The organism is Streptomyces sp. NBC_01465 (assembly GCF_036227325.1).
Lineage (GTDB): Bacteria > Actinomycetota > Actinomycetes > Streptomycetales > Streptomycetaceae > Streptomyces.
In genome coordinates this window covers 1,808,543-1,825,246 of sequence record NZ_CP109467.1, presented here as the reverse complement: position 1 = coordinate 1,825,246, position 16,704 = coordinate 1,808,543, and the positions used below count along the sequence as shown (strand labels likewise).

General features: G+C 69.7%; 15 protein-coding genes. 10 read left to right on the top strand and 5 right to left on the bottom strand.

Going from position 1 to position 16,704, the window contains the following annotated elements; translation table 11 throughout:
• Nucleotides 1-156 precede the first annotated feature (156 nt).
• The 5 genes from OG707_RS08390 to OG707_RS08370 all read left to right on the top strand — a co-directional run bounded on the left by OG707_RS08390 (nucleotide 157) and on the right by OG707_RS08370 (nucleotide 4,734).
• Complete coding sequence (locus OG707_RS08390; protein ID WP_329115991.1) at nucleotides 157-945, top strand: TraR/DksA family transcriptional regulator; 789 nt, start codon at nucleotides 157-159, stop codon at nucleotides 943-945.
• 67 nt (nucleotides 946-1,012) lie between these two features.
• Complete coding sequence (lspA, locus tag OG707_RS08385; protein WP_329115988.1) at nucleotides 1,013-1,603, top strand: signal peptidase II; 591 nt, start codon at nucleotides 1,013-1,015, stop codon at nucleotides 1,601-1,603.
• Between the two features lie 30 nt (nucleotides 1,604-1,633).
• Entirely contained in the window at nucleotides 1,634-2,575 is a 942-nt protein-coding gene (locus OG707_RS08380; protein ID WP_329115986.1) for an RluA family pseudouridine synthase, read from the top strand.
• A complete protein-coding gene (locus tag OG707_RS08375) occupies nucleotides 2,572-3,027 on the top strand; it encodes a GNAT family N-acetyltransferase (protein WP_329115984.1) in 456 nt (151 codons plus the stop codon). Before OG707_RS08380 ends, OG707_RS08375 begins: the two co-directional genes overlap by 4 nt.
• Nucleotides 3,028-3,147: 120 nt before the next feature.
• Nucleotides 3,148-4,734: a Na+/H+ antiporter gene (locus OG707_RS08370; protein WP_329115982.1), complete on the top strand. Its 1,587-nt coding sequence runs from the start codon at nucleotides 3,148-3,150 to the stop codon at nucleotides 4,732-4,734.
• Nucleotides 4,735-4,743: 9 nt separating this feature from the next.
• Here OG707_RS08370 and OG707_RS08365 read toward each other — a convergent pair whose 3' ends face one another.
• Entirely contained in the window at nucleotides 4,744-5,856 is a 1,113-nt protein-coding gene (locus OG707_RS08365; protein ID WP_329115980.1) for a mechanosensitive ion channel family protein, read from the bottom strand.
• A 30-nt stretch (nucleotides 5,857-5,886) separates the two neighbouring features.
• Between OG707_RS08365 and OG707_RS08360 the strand changes: the two genes are divergently transcribed.
• Entirely contained in the window at nucleotides 5,887-6,456 is a 570-nt protein-coding gene (locus tag OG707_RS08360) for a dienelactone hydrolase family protein (RefSeq protein ID WP_329115978.1), read from the top strand.
• 3 nt (nucleotides 6,457-6,459) lie between these two features.
• Here the strand turns inward: OG707_RS08360 and OG707_RS08355 are convergent, their stop codons facing one another.
• Genes OG707_RS08355 through OG707_RS08345 form a run of 3 tightly spaced genes read right to left on the bottom strand, consistent with a single transcriptional unit; the run spans nucleotide 6,460 to nucleotide 9,385 of the window.
• Nucleotides 6,460-7,266 (bottom strand): thioredoxin domain-containing protein, encoded by an 807-nt coding sequence (locus tag OG707_RS08355; RefSeq protein ID WP_329115975.1) that lies wholly within the window; start codon nucleotides 7,264-7,266, stop codon nucleotides 6,460-6,462.
• A 51-nt stretch (nucleotides 7,267-7,317) separates the two neighbouring features.
• Nucleotides 7,318-8,004, bottom strand: a complete 687-nt coding sequence (locus tag OG707_RS08350) for a hypothetical protein (RefSeq protein ID WP_329115973.1) — start codon at nucleotides 8,002-8,004, stop codon at nucleotides 7,318-7,320.
• Between the two features lie 55 nt (nucleotides 8,005-8,059).
• Complete coding sequence (locus OG707_RS08345) at nucleotides 8,060-9,385, bottom strand: DUF2252 domain-containing protein (RefSeq protein ID WP_329115971.1); 1,326 nt, start codon at nucleotides 9,383-9,385, stop codon at nucleotides 8,060-8,062.
• Between the two features lie 145 nt (nucleotides 9,386-9,530).
• Here OG707_RS08345 and dnaE point away from each other — a divergent pair, with 145 nt between their 5' ends.
• Complete coding sequence (gene dnaE, locus OG707_RS08340) at nucleotides 9,531-13,076, top strand: DNA polymerase III subunit alpha (RefSeq protein ID WP_329115969.1); 3,546 nt, start codon at nucleotides 9,531-9,533, stop codon at nucleotides 13,074-13,076.
• A gap of 72 nt (nucleotides 13,077-13,148) precedes the next feature.
• Here the strand turns inward: dnaE and OG707_RS08335 are convergent, their stop codons facing one another.
• A complete protein-coding gene (locus OG707_RS08335; RefSeq protein ID WP_329115967.1) occupies nucleotides 13,149-13,340 on the bottom strand; it encodes a hypothetical protein in 192 nt (63 codons plus the stop codon).
• A gap of 250 nt (nucleotides 13,341-13,590) precedes the next feature.
• Here OG707_RS08335 and OG707_RS08330 point away from each other — a divergent pair, with 250 nt between their 5' ends.
• The 3 genes from OG707_RS08330 (at nucleotide 13,591) to OG707_RS08320 (ending at nucleotide 16,704) form a co-directional block, all read left to right on the top strand.
• Nucleotides 13,591-14,835: an NYN domain-containing protein gene (locus OG707_RS08330; protein ID WP_329115965.1), complete on the top strand. Its 1,245-nt coding sequence runs from the start codon at nucleotides 13,591-13,593 to the stop codon at nucleotides 14,833-14,835.
• 79 nt (nucleotides 14,836-14,914) lie between these two features.
• Nucleotides 14,915-15,886 carry an ABC transporter ATP-binding protein gene (locus OG707_RS08325; RefSeq protein ID WP_329127676.1) on the top strand — a complete coding sequence of 324 codons (972 nt, stop codon included), beginning with the start codon at nucleotides 14,915-14,917 and terminating at the stop codon, nucleotides 15,884-15,886.
• Nucleotides 15,883-16,704: an ABC transporter permease gene (locus tag OG707_RS08320; protein ID WP_443071286.1), complete on the top strand. Its 822-nt coding sequence runs from the start codon at nucleotides 15,883-15,885 to the stop codon at nucleotides 16,702-16,704. The genes OG707_RS08325 and OG707_RS08320 overlap by 4 nt, the downstream gene beginning before the upstream one ends.

Below are 16,704 nucleotides of genomic sequence, written 5' to 3'. Positions count from 1 at the left end.
GGCCGGGGAGCTGGGCACAACGGATGCAGGCTCGCCTCGCCGCGGACGCGGGGTGGGCTGAACGGGCGGCGTGCCCCGTTGCCGCGGGGCTGGGGTCGATTTATCGTCCCAGCACGTATCGCGAGCAAGATCACAAAATGTGAAGGGGCCGCGGCCATGGTGGCGAAGAAGACCGCCGCAGAGAAGTCGGCGTCCGCAGAATCCACTGGCGCGACGGCCAAGGATCAGACCGGCAAGAAGAGCACCGTCGCACCGGAGACCGCAGCGAAGAAGGCAGCCGTGAAGAAGACCGCGGCGGCGAAGAAGGCACCGGCGCCCGCCAAGAAGGCTGCGGCCAAGAAGGCGCCGGCCAAGAAGACCGTGGGAACGAAGGCGCCCGCCAAGAAGGCGGCGAAGAAGGCCGCCCCGGCGGCCCAGGGGGCGGCGCAGGCCGCGGAACAGACGGGAGCCAAGACGGTGGTTGCGAAGAAGACTGCGACGGCGCGCAAGCCGGCAGGGAGCGCGGAGACGGCGGTGCCCAAGGCGCGTGCCGTCGCGGCCATGGCTCCGGGCGAGCTCGCCGTACGGCCGGGGGAGGACCCGTGGACCCCGGACGAGGTCGCCGACGCGCGTGCCGAGCTGCAGAGCGAGGACCTGCGCCTGGGCGCCGAGATCGCGGCCGCGGAGACGGCGCTCGCCGGGCTGATGCGGGACTCCGGGGACGGCGCGGGCGACGACCAGGCCGACACCGGGACCAAGAACATCACGCGGGAGAGCGAGATGGCCCTGGCGGCCAACGCGCGGGAGATGCTGGAGCAGACCGAGCGGGCGCTCGAGCGGCTGGACGCGGGGACGTACGGGATCTGCGAGAACTGCGGGAACCCGATCGGCAAGGCCCGGATGCAGGCCTTCCCGCGGGCCACGCTGTGCGTGGAGTGCAAGCAGAAGCAGGAGCGCCGCTACTAGGTCTCCGCGTCTGCACTGGCGTGTCGTACCCTCGTCCTCAGTCGGGCAACCAGGACGAGGGACTCACGTGGCAGAGGCGGAGCGCATCATCGGTACGCCGGAAAATCCCGAGGCGGCTGAGGCCGGGGCGGAGCAGCCGGAGGAGTCCTCCGAGGCTGCCGAGCGCCCCAAGGGTGCGCGGAAGCTCAAGGTGCTCTTCGGTGTCGCCGTCTTCGCGTACCTCATCGACCTGGTCAGCAAGATGATCGTGGTCGCCAGGCTGGAGCACCACGAGCCCGTCGAGCTGCTCGGTGACCTGCTGCGCCTGGAGGCGATCCGGAACCCGGGTGCGGCCTTCGGGGTCGGCGAGGCCTTCACCGTGATCTTCACCTGCATCGCGGCGACCGTGATCATCGTGATCGCACGGCTCGCCCGCAAGCTCTACAGCCTGCCCTGGGCGATCGCGCTGGGGCTGCTGCTCGGCGGTGCGCTGGGCAATCTGACCGACCGGATCTTCCGCTCTCCCGGGATCTTCCAGGGCGCGGTCGTCGACTTCATCGCCCCGTGGCACTTCGCGGTCTTCAACCTCGCGGATTCGGCGATCGTCTGCGGCGGGTTCTTGATCGTGATCCTGTCGTTCAAGGGCCTGGACCCGGACGGGACCGTCCACAAGGACTAGCGCGTCCTGGCAGCAAGGCATACTCGACGGGTGAGTACGTTTCCTGAGGTCCGCACCCTGCCCGTTCCCGACGGCCTGGAGGGCGAGCGCGTCGACGCCGCCATCTCCCGGATGTTCGGGTTCTCCCGTACCAAGGCGGCCGAGCTTGCCGCTGCGGGAAAGGTGCAGGTCGACGGGACGGTGGTCGGCAAGTCCGAGCGCGTCCATGGCGGCGCCTGGCTCGAGGTGGAGATGCCTCAGGCCGCGGCACCGGTGCAGATCGTCGCCGAGCCGGTCGAGGGCATGGAGATCGTCCATGACGACGAGGACATCGTCGTCATCGCGAAGCCCGTCGGCGTCGCCGCCCACCCGAGCCCCGGCTGGACCGGAACCACCGTGATCGGCGGGCTCGCCGCCGCCGGGTACCGGATCTCGACCTCGGGTGCCGCCGAGCGTCAGGGGATCGTGCACCGGCTGGACGTGGGGACGTCCGGGCTGATGGTGGTGGCCAAGTCGGAGCGTGCGTACACGCTGCTGAAGGCCCAGTTCAGGGACCGCGTCGTCGAGAAGAAGTACAACGCGCTCGTCCAGGGGCACCCGGATCCGATGAGCGGCACGATCGACGCTCCGATCGGGCGCCACCCGAACCACGACTACAAGTGGGCCGTGACCGCCGAGGGCAAGCCTTCGGTGACGCACTACGACCTGATCGAGGCCTTCCGGGCCGCGTCCCTGCTCGACATCAAGCTGGAGACCGGGCGTACGCACCAGATCCGGGTGCACATGTCGGCCCACCGGCACCCCTGTGTGGGCGACCTCACGTACGGCGCCGACCCGACCCTGGCCAAGCGGCTCGGGCTGACCCGGCAGTGGCTGCACGCGGTGAAGCTGGGCTTCGAGCACCCCTCCGACGGGAGCTGGGTGGAGTTCGAGAGCGGATACCCGGCCGACCTGCAGAAGGCGCTGGACGTGATCCGCGCGGAGAGCGAGTGAGCACGGGTTTCGAGGTCCGGGTCGTCGAACGGTCCGAGGATCTCGAGGCGTGCTTCGCCGTGCGCAGGGAGGTCTTCGTCGCCGAGCAGGGTGTGCCCGAAGAGCTGGAGTACGACGCGCGTGACGCGGGCGCGCTGCATGTCCTCGCCGTCGGCGCGGACGGCCCCCTCGGCACCGGCCGGCTGCTGACCGGCATCGAGGAGGACGGCGTCGGTTCGCTCGGGCGCCTCGCGGTGCTGAAGGCGGCGCGCGGGCTCGGCGTCGGGGTGGCGCTGGTGCGGGCGATCGAGGACGCGGCGCGCGAGCGCGGGCTCACGGCCGTCGATCTGCATGCGCAGACGCATGCGCTGGGGTTCTACGAGCGGCTCGGGTATGCCGCGTACGGGCCCGAGTTCCCCGACGCGGGGATCGCGCACCGGGCGATGCGCCGCCCTCTCACCCTCGCTGACTGAGTGTCAGGAGGGCAGTCGCCACGGGTGGGCCGGCGGGGTCTATTGAGGTGATACGACGCATTTGCGTGGCACGCTGGGGGCCCTGAACGTCAGGGCTTCGACCGCGCCGGAGGGCATCCCGTGGACCAATTGGCACTGTTGCTCGCGCTGTTGCTCGGCGCTGTGATCTCGGTGCCGATCGGGCAGCGGCTCGGGCTGCCCGCCCCCGTGCTGATGACGATCGGCGGGATCGTGCTGGCGCTGATCCCCGATGTGCCGAATGTGGACATCCCCTCGGACTTCATTCTTCCGCTGATCCTGCCGCCCCTGCTGTACGCCGCCGTGCAGCGCACCTCCTGGCGGCAGTTCGCCGCCAATCTCCGGCCGATCCTGCTGCTGGCCGTGGCGCTGGTCTTCGTGACCACGGCCGCCGTGGCCGCCGTCGCGAGCGCCGTCGTGCCCGGGCTTCCGCTGGCCGCCGCCGTCGCGCTCGGCGCGCTGGTCGCGCCGCCCGACCCGGTGGCCGCCACCGCGGTCGCGGGCTCGCTCGGGCTGCCGCGCCGGCTCGTCTCCATCCTGGAGGGCGAGGGCCTGTTCAACGACGTCACCGCGATCACGCTGTACCACGTGGCCATCGCGGCCACCGTGACGGGAACCTTCTCCTGGCCGGAAGCGGCAGGGGAGTTGGTCCTCTCCGCCGTGGTCGCCCTGGCCGTCGGCACCGCGCTCGGCTGGCTCACCAACAAGCTGATGGGGCTGCTCGGCGACGCCACGCTGCAGATCGGGCTGACGCTCCTGGTGCCCTTCGTCTCGTACGTCCTCTCCGAGGAACTGATGGGCTCCGGCGTCCTCGCCGTCCTCGTCACCGCCCTCTTCCTCGCCGAACACAGCGCCGACGCCGACGACGTCCAGGGCCGGCTCACCGGGAACGCCTTCTGGGAGATCGTCGACACCCTCGTCACCGGCGTCGCCTTCGGGCTGATCGGGCTCGAACTCCATGTGGTCTTCGGCACCGCCGACGGCCGCCAGCTGCAGCTGCTCGGCTGGGGCGCGGCGGTCGTCGGGGTCGTCGTGGGCGTACGGCTGCTGTGGCTGCTGCCCGCCACCTGGCTGGCGAAGAAGCTGCACACCCTGCGCGACTACGACGAGGAGATCCCGACCACCTGGCGCGAGACGATCGTCATGTGGTGGTCGGGGATGCGGGGTGTGGCCTCGGTCGCCCTCGCCCTCGCCATCCCGCTGAAGACGGACGCGGGAGATCCCTTTCCCGACCGTGACGTGATCCTCTTCATCGCCTTCTGCGTGATCATGGCGACCCTGGTGGTCCAGGGGCTGACGCTGCCGTGGCTCGTGAGGAAGCTGGGCGTACGCGCCGACACGGACGCCGAGCGCGCACTGGAGCGGAACCTGGCGATCCGCGCGGCCAAGGCGGCCAAGCACCGGCTCAAGGAGATCCAGGAGGTCGAGGAACTCCCGGAGGACGTCCTCGAGCGGATGATGCGGCAGGCGTACGACATCGGGGGCAGGATCAGCCCCGACATGGTCGACGAGGAGCGGCGCGACGCCTTCGCCAAGCGGGCCGAGCGGCTGAAGGCGATGCAGCGCATCCAGCGGGAGATGATGTCGGCCGCCCGGCACGAGGTGCTGTCGGCGCGCAGCGAACCGGGCGCGGATCCGGAGATCGTGGACCGGGTGCTGCGGCAGCTGGACTTCAGGAGCCTCCGCTAGCAGCCGTCCTCAGCCCCGGCCTGTGTCCGGGTGGTCGGCGTCCGGGTGGGAGATTTCCGAGGGCTTGGGGATCTCCGCGGGCCTGGGGAGTTCGGCGGGGGCCGTCGCGATGCGGGGAAGGGCGTACGGGTGGTTCTCGTACAGCCAGGCGATCATCTGCTCGCGCACCGCGCAGCGCACCGTCCAGATGTCGTCCGCGTCCTTCGCGGTGACCACGGCGCGCACCTGGATCGTGGAGGGGGTCGTGTCGGTCACCGCCAGGGACCAGTCGCGGCCGTCCCAGGCCGCGCAGTCGCGCAGGATGTCCTGCATCCGCTCGCGCATCAGCACCACGGGCGCCGAGTGGTCCAGGTGGAAGAAGACCGTGCCGGTCATCTGGATGCCGCCGCGGGACCAGTTCTCGAAGGGTTTGCCGGTGAAGTACGAGACCGGCATGGTGATCCGGCGCTCGTCCCAGGTCCGTACGGCCAGGAAGGTGAGGGTGATCTCCTCGACCACACCCCATTCGCCGTCCACCACGACCGTGTCCCCGAGGCGGACCATGTCCCCGAAGGCGATCTGGAATCCGGCGAAGAGGTTGCCGAGGGTGGACTGCGCGGCGACACCGGCGACGATGCCCAGGATCCCGGCGGAGGCCAGCAGGGACGCGCCCACGGTGCGCATCGCGGGGAAGGTCAGCAGCATCGCCGAGACCGCGATCACCGCGACGATCGCGGTCACCACCCGCTGGATGAGCGTCACTTGGGTCCGGACGCGGCGGACCCGGGCGGGGTCGCGGGTGCCGTTGGTGCTGGCGTACCGGCTGTACGTGGAGTCGACGATCGCCGTCGCGATGCGGACGATGAGCCAGGCGGAGGTGGCGATCAGCACCAGGGTGAGGATCTGCCCGAGGCCCGCCTCGTGGTCCGGCAGGATCTTGGCGCTGCGGTAGGTGGCGCGGAGCATCGCCGTGCACAGGACGAGCTGGAGGGGGATTCTGCACCGGCGCAGCAGGCCCCAGAGCGGGGTGTCGGGGCGGCGTGAGTCGGCGGTGCGCAGCATGCGGTCGACGAGCCAGCCCACGGCGAGGGTGAGCACGACCGAGCCGCCCACGACGATCAAGGGGCGCAGTACGTTCTCCATGCCTCCGACCGTAACTGGCACCATGGGCCCATGAACATCATGCTTTTCCATTCGACGTACGGTCTGCGCCCCGCGGTGCATGCCGCGGCCGAGCGGCTGCGGGCCGCCGGACACGTGGTCCATGTGCCGGATCTCTTCGACGGCAGGACCTTCACGGCCGTCGAGGAAGGCATGGACTTCAAGGACGAGATCGGTTCGGAGGAGCTGCTCAAGCGGGCCGTGGTGGCTTCGGCGCCTTACTCCGACCAGGGACTCGTCTACGCGGGCTTCTCTCTCGGCGGGTCGCTCGCGCAGAACCTCGCGCTGGGCGACGAGAAGGCGCGGGGGCTGCTCCTGCTGCACGGGACCTCCGACATCGCGGAGGGCGCTTCGGTGGACGAGCTGCCCGTACAGCTGCATGTCGCGGACCCCGACCCGTTCGAGACGCACGACTGGCTGAACACCTGGTACCTGCAGATGCGCCGGGCCGGGGCCGACGTCGAGGTGCACCGCTATCCGGGTGCGGGGCACCTCTTCACCGACCCCGAGCTCGCGGACTACGACGCCGAGGCGGCCGAGGCGACCTGGAAGGTCGCGCTCGGCTTCCTGGAGTCGCTGTAGGGGCTAGCCCTTCAGGGCCGCGGTGATCGCCGTGGTGTAGTCGGCGACGGTCATGGGCGCGCTGCCGTTGGCAGCGGTGAGCGCCTTGCCGTCCATCTTCAGGGTGGGCGTGCCCGTGACACCGCTGCTGTCGAACTTGGCGGACATCTTCATCGCCCAGGCGTCGTAGGTGCCGTCCTTGACCGCCTTCTGGAAGGCCGCGTTGTCCTTCAGGGCCGGCACGGTCTGGGCGATCTTGATGAGGTAGGCGTCGTCCCCGAACTTGTCGTCGGTCTCATCGGGGTGCCACGTGGTCGAGTACATCGCCGACTTGTACTTGAGGAACGCGTCGGAACTGACGTTCAGCGCGGCGCCCAGGGCGCTCAGCCCGTTCTTGGAGCCGTCGCCGCCGTTGCCGTCGAGGAACGTGGCGCCGATGTACTGGATCTTGTACTTGCCGGCGTCGACGTCCTTCTCGACCGTCGAGCCGACCGTCTGCTCGAACTGGGCGCAGACCGGGCAGCGCGGGTCCTCGTACGCCTGAAGGGTCTTCTTGGCGGTCGACTTGCCGATGGTGACCGTGGTGCCGTTGGTGCCCGAGGTGTTGGCCGGGGCGACGACCTTGGCGCTCTTGGCGTCCTCCCAGGCGGAGGGCTTGTTCATCTGCATGACGCCGTAGCCGACGCCGCCGGCTATCGCGAGGACGGCGACGATCGAGACGCCGACGACGATCTGGCGGCGGGCCTTGGCCTTCTTCTCCTGGCGCTCGCGCTCGGCGCGCAGACGCTCGCGGGCCGCTGCCTTGTTGGCGTGGCTGTTACGTGAACTCATGATCGTTTTCTCCGTGTGAAGACAGGGGGGCGGTACGGGGACGGGCCGGGCTCAGGCGAAGCAGAGCGCCGAGCGCGGAGGTCCCCGCCGTCCTACGGAGTGCACGAGCAGCCGGGCGAGTGCGGTGCGCGGCCGGTACGAGGGGCGGCCCGCCCGGGCCGGGGTGCCGTGCGGCGCACCCACCGCGGCGACCGCGATCAGCAGCGGCCTGAAGGCGAAGGCGGCGACGGCGCGCAGCAGCGAGGCCAGCGCGGACTCGCCGCGGCGCAGCCAGGCGGCGGCCAGCAGGCCGATGGCCACATGGGCGGCGAGCAGCAGCCAGGGCAGCGCCGGATCGGGGGAGTTGAGCAGATCCGCGGCCCGGTGGCCGGGGCCCGCCACGGCCGCGAGGGGGGTGCCGACGGGGCCGCCGCCGCAGAACACGTCCACGCCGACCGAGCGCAGCGCCCCGGCGACGGGGCCGCCGCCGGGTCCGTAACAGAGGTGCTGTCCGGCGGTGAAGACGGTGTCGGCGGTCAGCTCCAGCGGGATGAGGACACCCGCGATGGCGCCGAAGCCGCGCTCCCTCCCGGCCAGTGCGTACGCCACGGCGAAGACCCCGGCAGCGAGCGCCGCGACGGTGACCGGCGGCAGCGGGACACGGGAGAGGAGCACATGGGACGCAGCGGAGAGGGTCACGACGAGCGCTGTGAAAAGCGCTGCGCGAACCGCCCTCAGCTGCGTACCGGATATGTCCATAGTGAGAGGGAGTTTGCCACGGCCTCCTGTAAGGGATCCCTAAAGCTTCTTGGGACTAAAGGCCCGGAATCCGGCCATTTCGGAACAAGTCGACGAAGATCTGGTGGTCGGCGCGCGCCTGTGCCCCGTAGCTGTGAGCGAAGTCCACCAGGAGCTCGGCGAAGCCGTCCTCGTCGGCGGCGATCGCCGCGTCGATGGCCCGCTCCGTGGAGAACGGCACCAGCGAGTGGCCGCTCTCGTCGTCCGCCGCCGCGTGCATGGTGGCCGTCGCCCGGCCGAGGTCGGCTACGACCGCCGCTATCTGCTCCGGGTCGTCGATGTCCGACCAGTCCAGGTCCACCGCGTACGGAGAGACCTCGGCGACCAGCTGCCCCGAACCGTCCAGCTCGGTCCAGCCCAGCCACGGGTCTGCCGCGTCCTGCAGGGCGCGCTGCGAGATCACCGTGCGGTGGCCCTCGTGCTGGAAGTACGAGCGGACCCCGTCGTCCGTGATGTGCCGGGAGACCGCCGGGGTCTGCGCCTGCTTCATGTAGATGATCACGTCGTTCTCGAGGGCGTCGCTGTGTCCTTCGAGCAGGATGTTGTACGAGGGCAGACCCGCCGAGCCGATGCCGATCCCGCGCCGGCCCACGACGTCCTTGACGCGGTAGGAGTCCGGGCGGACCAGGCTCGCCTCGGGCAGCGTCTCCAGATAGCCGTCGAAAGCGGCCAGGACCTTGTAGCGGGTCGCCGCGTCCAGCTCGATGGAGCCGCCGCCGGGGGCGAACCGGCGCTCGAAGTCGCGGATCTCGGTCATCGAGTCGAGCAGCGAGAAGCGCGTACGGGAGCGGGCCGAGCGCAGGGCGTCGAGCAGCGGGCCCTCGGAGGTGTCCAGGGTGAACGGCGGAAGGTCGTCGTCCCTCACGCCCGCGGCCAGGTCGTGGATGCGCTCGCGGTAGGCCGCCGCGTAGGTGCGGACGAGATCGGTGATCTGGTCGTCGCTGAGCGCCTTGGCGTGCCCGATCAGGGCGAGGGAGGCGGCGAAGCGCTTCACGTCCCAGGTGAAGGGGCCGACGTACGCCTCGTCGAAGTCGTTCACGTTGAAGATCAGGCGGCCGTTGGCGTCCATGTACGTGCCGAAGTTCTCGGCGTGGAGATCGCCGTGGACCCAGACCCGGCTGGTGCGCTCGTCCAGGTACGGGCCCTTGTCCCGGCCTTCGCGCAGGTCCTCGTAGAAGAGGCAGGCGGTGCCCCGGTAGAAGGCGAAGGCGGAGGCCGCCATCTTGCGGAACTTGACCCGGAAGGCCGCCGGGTCGGCTGCCAGCAGCTCGCCGAATGCGGTGCCGAACACGGCAAGTATCTGCTCGCCGCGCTCTTCGGCGCTGGGCTGCGGGTCCGACATGGCTGGTGCCTCCTGGTGCATGACAATTGGGACAGGTGTCCTGTCCTGTGCAACGCCCGAAGGTACTCCGGAGTGCCCCGCGATTGTCAGTCGGCCGACGTAGACTTCCACGCTGTCCCCCCGACTCTCGCTGGAGGCCCCTGTCGTGTCCAAGACGCCGTTTACGCACCTTCACGTCCACACCCAGTACTCGATGCTGGACGGTGCCGCGCGGCTCAAGGACATGTTCAATGCCTGCAATGAGATGGGCATGTCGCACATCGCCATGTCCGACCACGGCAACCTCCACGGCGCCTACGACTTCTTCCACACGGCACAGAAGGCGGGCGTGACGCCGATCATCGGCATCGAGGCGTACGTCGCCCCGGAGTCACGGCGCAACAAGCAGCGCGTGCGCTGGGGGCAGCCGCACCAGAAGCGCGACGACGTGTCCGGTTCGGGTGGATACACGCACAAGACGATCTGGGCGGCGAACAAGACCGGTCTGCACAACCTCTTCAAGCTGTCCTCGGACGCGTACGCCGAGGGCTGGCTGACCAAGTGGCCGCGCATGGACAAGGAGACGATCTCCCAGTGGTCGGAGGGGCTCATCGCCTCCACCGGCTGCCCGTCCGGCGAGGTGCAGACCAGGCTCCGTCTCGGCCAGTTCGACGAGGCCGTCCAGGCGGCCTCGGACTACAAGGACATCTTCGGCGAGGGCCGGTACTTCCTGGAGCTGATGGACCACGGCATCGAGATCGAGCGCCGTGTCCGCGACGGTCTCCTGGAGATCGGCAAGAAGCTCGGAATCCCGCCGCTGGTGACGAACGACTCGCACTACACGTACGCCCACGAGGCGAGCGCGCACGACGCCCTGCTCTGCATCCAGACCGGCAAGAACCTCTCGGACCCCGACCGCTTCCGCTTCGACGGCACCGGCTACTACCTCAAGTCCACGGACGAGATGTACGCGGTGGACTCCTCCGACGCCTGGCAGGAGGGCTGCGCCAACACCCGCCTCGTCGCCGAACAGATCGACACGACCGGCATGTTCGAGGCGAAGAACCTCATGCCGCAGTTCGACATCCCGGAAGAGGGCTACACCAACACCACCTGGTTCAAGGAGGAAGTGCGGCGCGGCATGGACCGCCGCTACCCCGACGGCGTCCCCGAGGACCGCCAGAAGCAGGTCGACTACGAGCTGGACATCATCATCCAGATGGGGTTCCCCGGCTACTTCCTCGTGGTCGCCGACTTCATCATGTGGGCCAAGAACAACGGCATCGCGGTGGGTCCCGGCCGTGGTTCGGCGGCCGGTTCGATCGTCTCGTACGCCATGGGCATCACCGACCTCGACCCGATCCAGCACGGTCTGATCTTCGAGCGGTTCCTCAACCCCGAGCGCGTCTCCATGCCCGATGTCGACATCGACTTCGACGAGCGCAGGCGCGTCGAGGTGATCAGGTACGTGACCGAGAAGTACGGCGCCGACAAGGTCGCCATGATCGGCACGTACGGAAAGATCAAGGCCAAGAACGCGATCAAGGACTCCGCGCGTGTGCTCGGATATCCGTACGCGATGGGCGACCGCCTCACCAAGGCGATGCCCGCCGACGTCCTCGGCAAGGGCATCGACCTCTCCGGCATCACCGACCCCAAGCACCCGCGCTACAACGAGGCGGGCGAGATCCGGGGGATGTACGAGAACGAGCCGGACGTCAAGAAGGTCATCGACACCGCGAAGGGCGTCGAGGGCCTGGTCCGGCAGATGGGCGTGCACGCGGCCGGCGTCATCATGTCCAGCGAGCCGATCGTCGACCACGCCCCGATCTGGGTGCGGCACACCGACGGTGTGACCATCACGCAGTGGGACTACCCGCAGTGCGAGTCGCTCGGCCTGATCAAGATGGACTTCCTGGGGCTCAGGAACCTGACGATCATGGACGACGCCATCAAGATGGTGAAGGCCAACAAGGGCATCGACCTGGAGATGCTGGCGCTCCCGCTCGACGACCCCAAGACGTACGAACTGCTCTGCCGCGGTGACACGCTCGGCGTCTTCCAGTTCGACGGCGGCCCGATGCGCTCCCTGCTCCGCCAGATGCAGCCCGACAACTTCGAGGACATTTCCGCTGTCTCGGCCCTGTACCGGCCGGGCCCGATGGGCATGAACTCGCACACCAACTACGCGGAGCGCAAGAACAACCGCCAGGAGATCACGCCGATCCACCCGGAGCTCGAAGAGCCCCTGAAGGAGACGCTCGGCCTGACGTACGGCCTCATCGTGTACCAGGAGCAGGTGCAGAAGGCCGCGCAGATCGTCGCCGGTTACTCGCTCGGCGAGGCCGACATCCTGCGCCGCGTGATGGGCAAGAAGAAGCCCGAGGAGCTGGCGAAGAACTTCACCATCTTCCAGGAGGGCGCCCGGAAGAACGGCTTCTCCGACCAGGCGATCCAGGCGCTCTGGGACGTCCTGGTGCCGTTCGCCGGATACGCGTTCAACAAGGCGCACTCCTCGGCGTACGGTCTTGTCACGTACTGGACCGCGTATCTGAAGGCGAACTACCCGGCCGAGTACATGGCGGCGCTCCTCACGTCCGTGAAGGACGACAAGGACAAGTCGGCCATCTATCTGAACGAGTGCCGGCGCATGCACATCAAGGTGCTGCCGCCCAACGTGAACGAGTCCGAGCAGAACTTCGCGGCGCAGGGCGACGACGTGATCCTCTTCGGGCTCTCGGCCGTCCGCAACGTCGGTACGAACGTCGTGGAGTCGATCATCCGGAGCCGGAAGGCGAAGGGGAAGTACACCTCGTTCCCGGACTACCTCGACAAGGTCGAGGCGGCGGCGTGCAACAAGCGCACCACGGAGTCGCTGATCAAGGCGGGCGCCTTCGACACGATGGGCCACACCCGCAAGGGCCTCACCGCGCACTTCGAGCCGATGATCGACAACGTCGTCGCGGTCAAGCGCAAGGAGGCCGAGGGGCAGTTCGACCTCTTCGGCGCGATGGGCGGCGACGAGGCCAAGGACGAGCCGGGCTTCGGTCTTGACGTCGAGTTCTCCGACATCGAGTGGGAGAAGGCGTATCTGCTCGCCCAGGAGCGGGAGATGCTCGGTCTCTACGTCTCCGACCACCCGCTCTTCGGCCTGGAGCACGTCCTCTCGGACAAGTCCGACGCGGCGATCTCCCAGCTGACCGGCGGTGAGCACTCCGACGGCGCGGTCGTGACGATCGGCGGCATCATCTCGGGTCTCCAGCGCAAGATGACCAAGCAGGGCAACGCCTGGGCGATCGCCACGGTCGAGGACCTCGCGGGCTCCATCGAGTGCATGTTCTTCCCCGCGTCCTACCAGCTGGTCTCGACCCAACTCGTCGAGGACACCGTGGTGTTCGTCAAGGGACGCCTGGACAAGCGCGAGGACGTCCCGCGGCTGGTCGCCATGGAGATGATGGTCCCCGACGTGTCCAACGCCGGGACGAACGCACCGGTCGTCATCACCATCCCCACGGTGCGCCTCACCCCGCCCATGGTCGGCAGGCTCGGCGAGATCCTCTCCTCGCACCGGGGCAACTCGGAGGTACGGATCAAGCTCCAGGGCGCCCGCAAGACCACGGTGCTCCGGCTCGACCGGCACCGGGTCACGGCGGATCCGTCACTCTTCGGCGATCTGAAGGTGCTGCTCGGCCCGTCCTGCCTGGCCGGCTAGAAGGAACTGAAAAGGCCCGAGGGGCGCGTCCGGTACCGGACGCGCCCCTCGGTATTTCCGTTACTGCGGCAGTCAGTTGTGACCGAAGCGCTTCTGGTGCTTACGGGCAACATCCGCCGGGCTGCCCTGCGCCTGCGACTGCCCCAGCGGCTGCTCGGCCTGGGACTCGAAGGAGCTGGACTCGGCCGCCTGGGCTCCGCGCTCCGCCTGGGATGCGCGGTCCGACTGGTTGCCGCCCTGCTTGCGGTTCTTGTTCTTGGCCATGGGGATTGCCTCCTGAGGGGGACTAGGGGCCAGGGCCAACGTCAGACTCACATACCCGGCAAATCGCCGCATTTTGGATCATTACCGTGCGTAATTGGGGCTGGCGCAGTGCAACTTCGGAACAACTTCCCGATACGCCACGCCGATGATCGAGTTCCGGCCGTTAACGCCCGCGCAGTCGGGCAGACTCGAAGAAAACCCGTTGCGCTTTCCCTTCCCCCGTCGTATCCGATGTCGTATCCGAAAGTGGGTGGATCACGTGGACCGTTGCGTCGTCCTGGTGGACGCCGGATATCTCCTGGGCGCCGCCGCGAGTCTCCTCGCCGGAGAGCCCGCCCGCTCCCGCATCACCGTTGACCACGCCACCCTGATCCAGGGTCTGCGGGAGCTCGCCGAGGACGACACACAGCAGCCGCTGCTGCGGATCTACTGGTTCGACGGCGCCCCCGACCGCGTGCCGCAGCCCGAGCACCGGCGGCTGCGCGTCATGCCGCGCGTGACCGTACGGCTGGGCGCCCTGACCCGCAGCGACGGCCGCTGGGCGCAGAAGGGCGTCGACGCGGCGATGCACGCCGAACTGACCGAGCTGGCCAGAAACCGCGCCTGCTCCGACATCGTCCTGGTCACCGGCGACGGCGATCTGCTGCCCGGGCTGATGTCCGCCAAGGAGCACGGCGTCGCCGTGCACCTGTGGGCCGTGCAGGCCGCCGACGGCGACTACAACCAGTCCGAGGACCTCGTCGCCGAGGCCGACGAGCGCCGGGTGCTCGACCGGGCCTGGATCACCAAGGCCGTACGGGCCAAGGACCTCAGCGGGATCTGCGCCCCCGCCCCCGCACCCCGCCCCGAGATCGCCGCGATCCTCTCCGCGCCGCTGCCCGAGTCCGCGCTGGCCGCATCGGCGGAACGCGCCGCCCAGGCCGCCGTACGCAACGGATCGCCCGCCGGGACCGCCGCCGACGACCAGGAGGAAGCCGACCGCGCCCCGGCCGGCGGCAAGGGCGTACCGACACCGAAGGACCTGGCCGGTCTGCGCGGGCCCGGCACCCAGCCCGCCCAGCACCCCACCAGCGCGACGCTGCGCTGGTCCTCCGACAAAGGGTGGGTCGAGCGGCCCGGAGGCCCCCTCGGCGAGCCCGCCGAGACCGCCTCTCTGCCGACCCTCGCCCAGCTGACCAGCGCCGAGCAGCGGTGGGCGGACCGCGAGGAGGACATCACCACGGTCGGCGGCGACCCCTTCGAGGTCGGCCAGGTCTTCGCCCGGCGGTGGATGGAGCGCCTGCCCGAGCAGAGCCACGTACCGAAGCTGTCCACGATGTACCCGCGGATCCCGCACCGCATCGACGGCGAGCTGCTGCGGTACGCGGCCCGGTTCGGCCTCCTCGCCCACAAGGACGACCAGATCGACGAGCACGACCGCTACGCGATCAGGGCCGGGTTCTGGCGCGAGATCGATGTGCGGGCCGCCGCCGAGCACGCACCTGCGGGGGAGTAGGAAACCGGGGCGGACCGGGCCCCGGGCGCAATCCGGGCCGCCGAACCCCGTACCCTCGTACCTCGTGAGGACGGGCAACGTGTGCGTGGTGCGGGACCTGGTGAAGACGTACCCCGCCGCGCGCGGGCGACGCGGGGTTCCGGCCACCGAGGCAGTGCGCGCCACCGACGGGATCTCCCTGGAGGTGCGGCGCGGCGAGATCTTCGGGCTGCTCGGGCCCAACGGCGCCGGCAAGTCGACCCTCGTACGGCAGCTGACCGGGCTGATGCGGCCCGATTCCGGCAGCGTGGACGTCCTCGGTCATGATCTTGTACGGCATCCGGAGCGCGCCTCCCGCCTGCTGGCCTATCTCGGCCAGGAGTCGACCGCCCTCGACGAGCTGACCGTCGCGCTCGCTGCCGAGACCACCGGGCGGCTGCGCGGGCTGAGCCTGGGTGACGCCCGGGCCGAGCGCGACGCCGTCATCGAGGAGCTCGGGCTCGGCGAGATCGCTGGACGCCCCCTGAAGAAGCTCTCCGGGGGGCAGCGGCGGCTCGCTTGTTTTGCCGCCGCGCTCGTCGGTGAGCGGCCCGTGCTCGTGCTGGACGAACCCACCACCGGGATGGACCCCGTCGCGCGCCGCGCGGTCTGGGCGGCCGTCGACCGGCGGCGGGCCGAGCACGGGGCGACCGTGCTGCTCGTCACCCACAACGTCATCGAGGCCGAGACCGTCCTCGACCGGGTCGCCGTCATGGAACGCGGACGGGTCATCGCCTGCGACACCCCGGCCGGACTGAAGGCGCAGGTCGCCGACGAGGTCCGGGTCGATCTGGTGTGGCGCGAGCGGGCGCCGCTGGAGGTCCCGGAGGTCGCCGCGCTGCGGTCGTCCGCCGACGAGTCCGGGCGGCGGTGGGTGCTGCGGCTCGCGCCCGACGAGGCGCGGGCGGCCGTCGCCGCCGTCACCGGCGGGGCGGCCTTCGCCGCGCTGGACGACTTCACGCTGTCCACGCCCAGCCTGGAGGACGTCTATCTTGCGCTCGGCGGAGTTGCGAAAGGGCTGGTGAAGGGGTGAGTGCCGTCGTATCGGCGGGAGCGGTGACCTCTGTGCGTACCGGGGACGACCAGGACGGCGCGGCCGCGCCGCTCGCGCCGCGGGCGGGGCTGCTGCCCGCGCTCGCCGCGGTCTACCGGGCCCAGCTCTCGCGGGCCCGTGTCGCCCGGATCCCGCTGCTCTTCGTGGCGACCTTCCAGTCCATCGGGATCATGGTTCTGATGCGGGGGGTCGTCGACGGGGGGAGCGAGGCGCGGGCTGTCGTCGCGGGGTCGACTGTTCTTGTCGTCGCGTTCGTCGCTCTCAATCTGCTGGCTCAGTATTTCGGGGCGCTTCGGAGCAGCGGGGGGCTTGATCATTACGCCACCCTGCCGGTGCCGCCCGCCTCGGTGGTGCTGGGTGCCGCGGGCGCGTACGCCTCCTTCACCGTGCCGGGGACCGTGGTGACCGCGGTGGCCGGGTCGCTGCTGTTCCAGCTGCCGATGGGCCATCTGTGGGTGCTGGTGGCGGTCGTTCCGCTGTCCGGCGCCGCGCTCGCCGGGCTGGGGGCCGCTCTCGGGCTGCTGGCTCCGCGGCAGGAACTCGCCACGCTGCTCGGGCAGTTGGGGATGTCGGCGGCGCTGCTGCTCGGGGTGCTGCCCGCCGGGCGGCTGCCGGGGCCGATTGCGTACGCGCGTGATCTGCTGCCTTCCACGTACGGGGTGGAGGCGCTCGGCAGGAGCTTCGACGCGCATCCCGACTGGGCGGTCATCGGACTTGACCTCGGGGTGTGCGGGGTTGTCGGTGTTCTGTCGCTCGCGGTCGCCACATGGGCGTACCGGCGGGCGGCGGTCCGGTGA

What these genes read in the sequence shown, in the direction of transcription:
- OG707_RS08365 (WP_329115980.1), bottom strand. Translation starts at nt 5,856, where the DNA reads ATGGAGAACGTACTGCGCCCCTTGATCGTCGTGGGCGGCTCGGTCGTG.
- OG707_RS08335 (WP_329115967.1), bottom strand. Translation starts at nt 13,340, where the DNA reads ATGGCCAAGAACAAGAACCGCAAGCAGGGCGGCAACCAGTCGGACCGC.
- OG707_RS08345 (WP_329115971.1), bottom strand. Translation starts at nt 9,385, where the DNA reads ATGTCGGACCCGCAGCCCAGCGCCGAAGAGCGCGGCGAGCAGATACTT.
- OG707_RS08355 (WP_329115975.1), bottom strand. Translation starts at nt 7,266, where the DNA reads ATGAGTTCACGTAACAGCCACGCCAACAAGGCAGCGGCCCGCGAGCGT.
- OG707_RS08360 (WP_329115978.1), top strand. Translation starts at nt 5,887, where the DNA reads ATGAACATCATGCTTTTCCATTCGACGTACGGTCTGCGCCCCGCGGTG.
- OG707_RS08390 (WP_329115991.1), top strand. Translation starts at nt 157, where the DNA reads ATGGTGGCGAAGAAGACCGCCGCAGAGAAGTCGGCGTCCGCAGAATCC.
- OG707_RS08350 (WP_329115973.1), bottom strand. Translation starts at nt 8,004, where the DNA reads ATGGACATATCCGGTACGCAGCTGAGGGCGGTTCGCGCAGCGCTTTTC.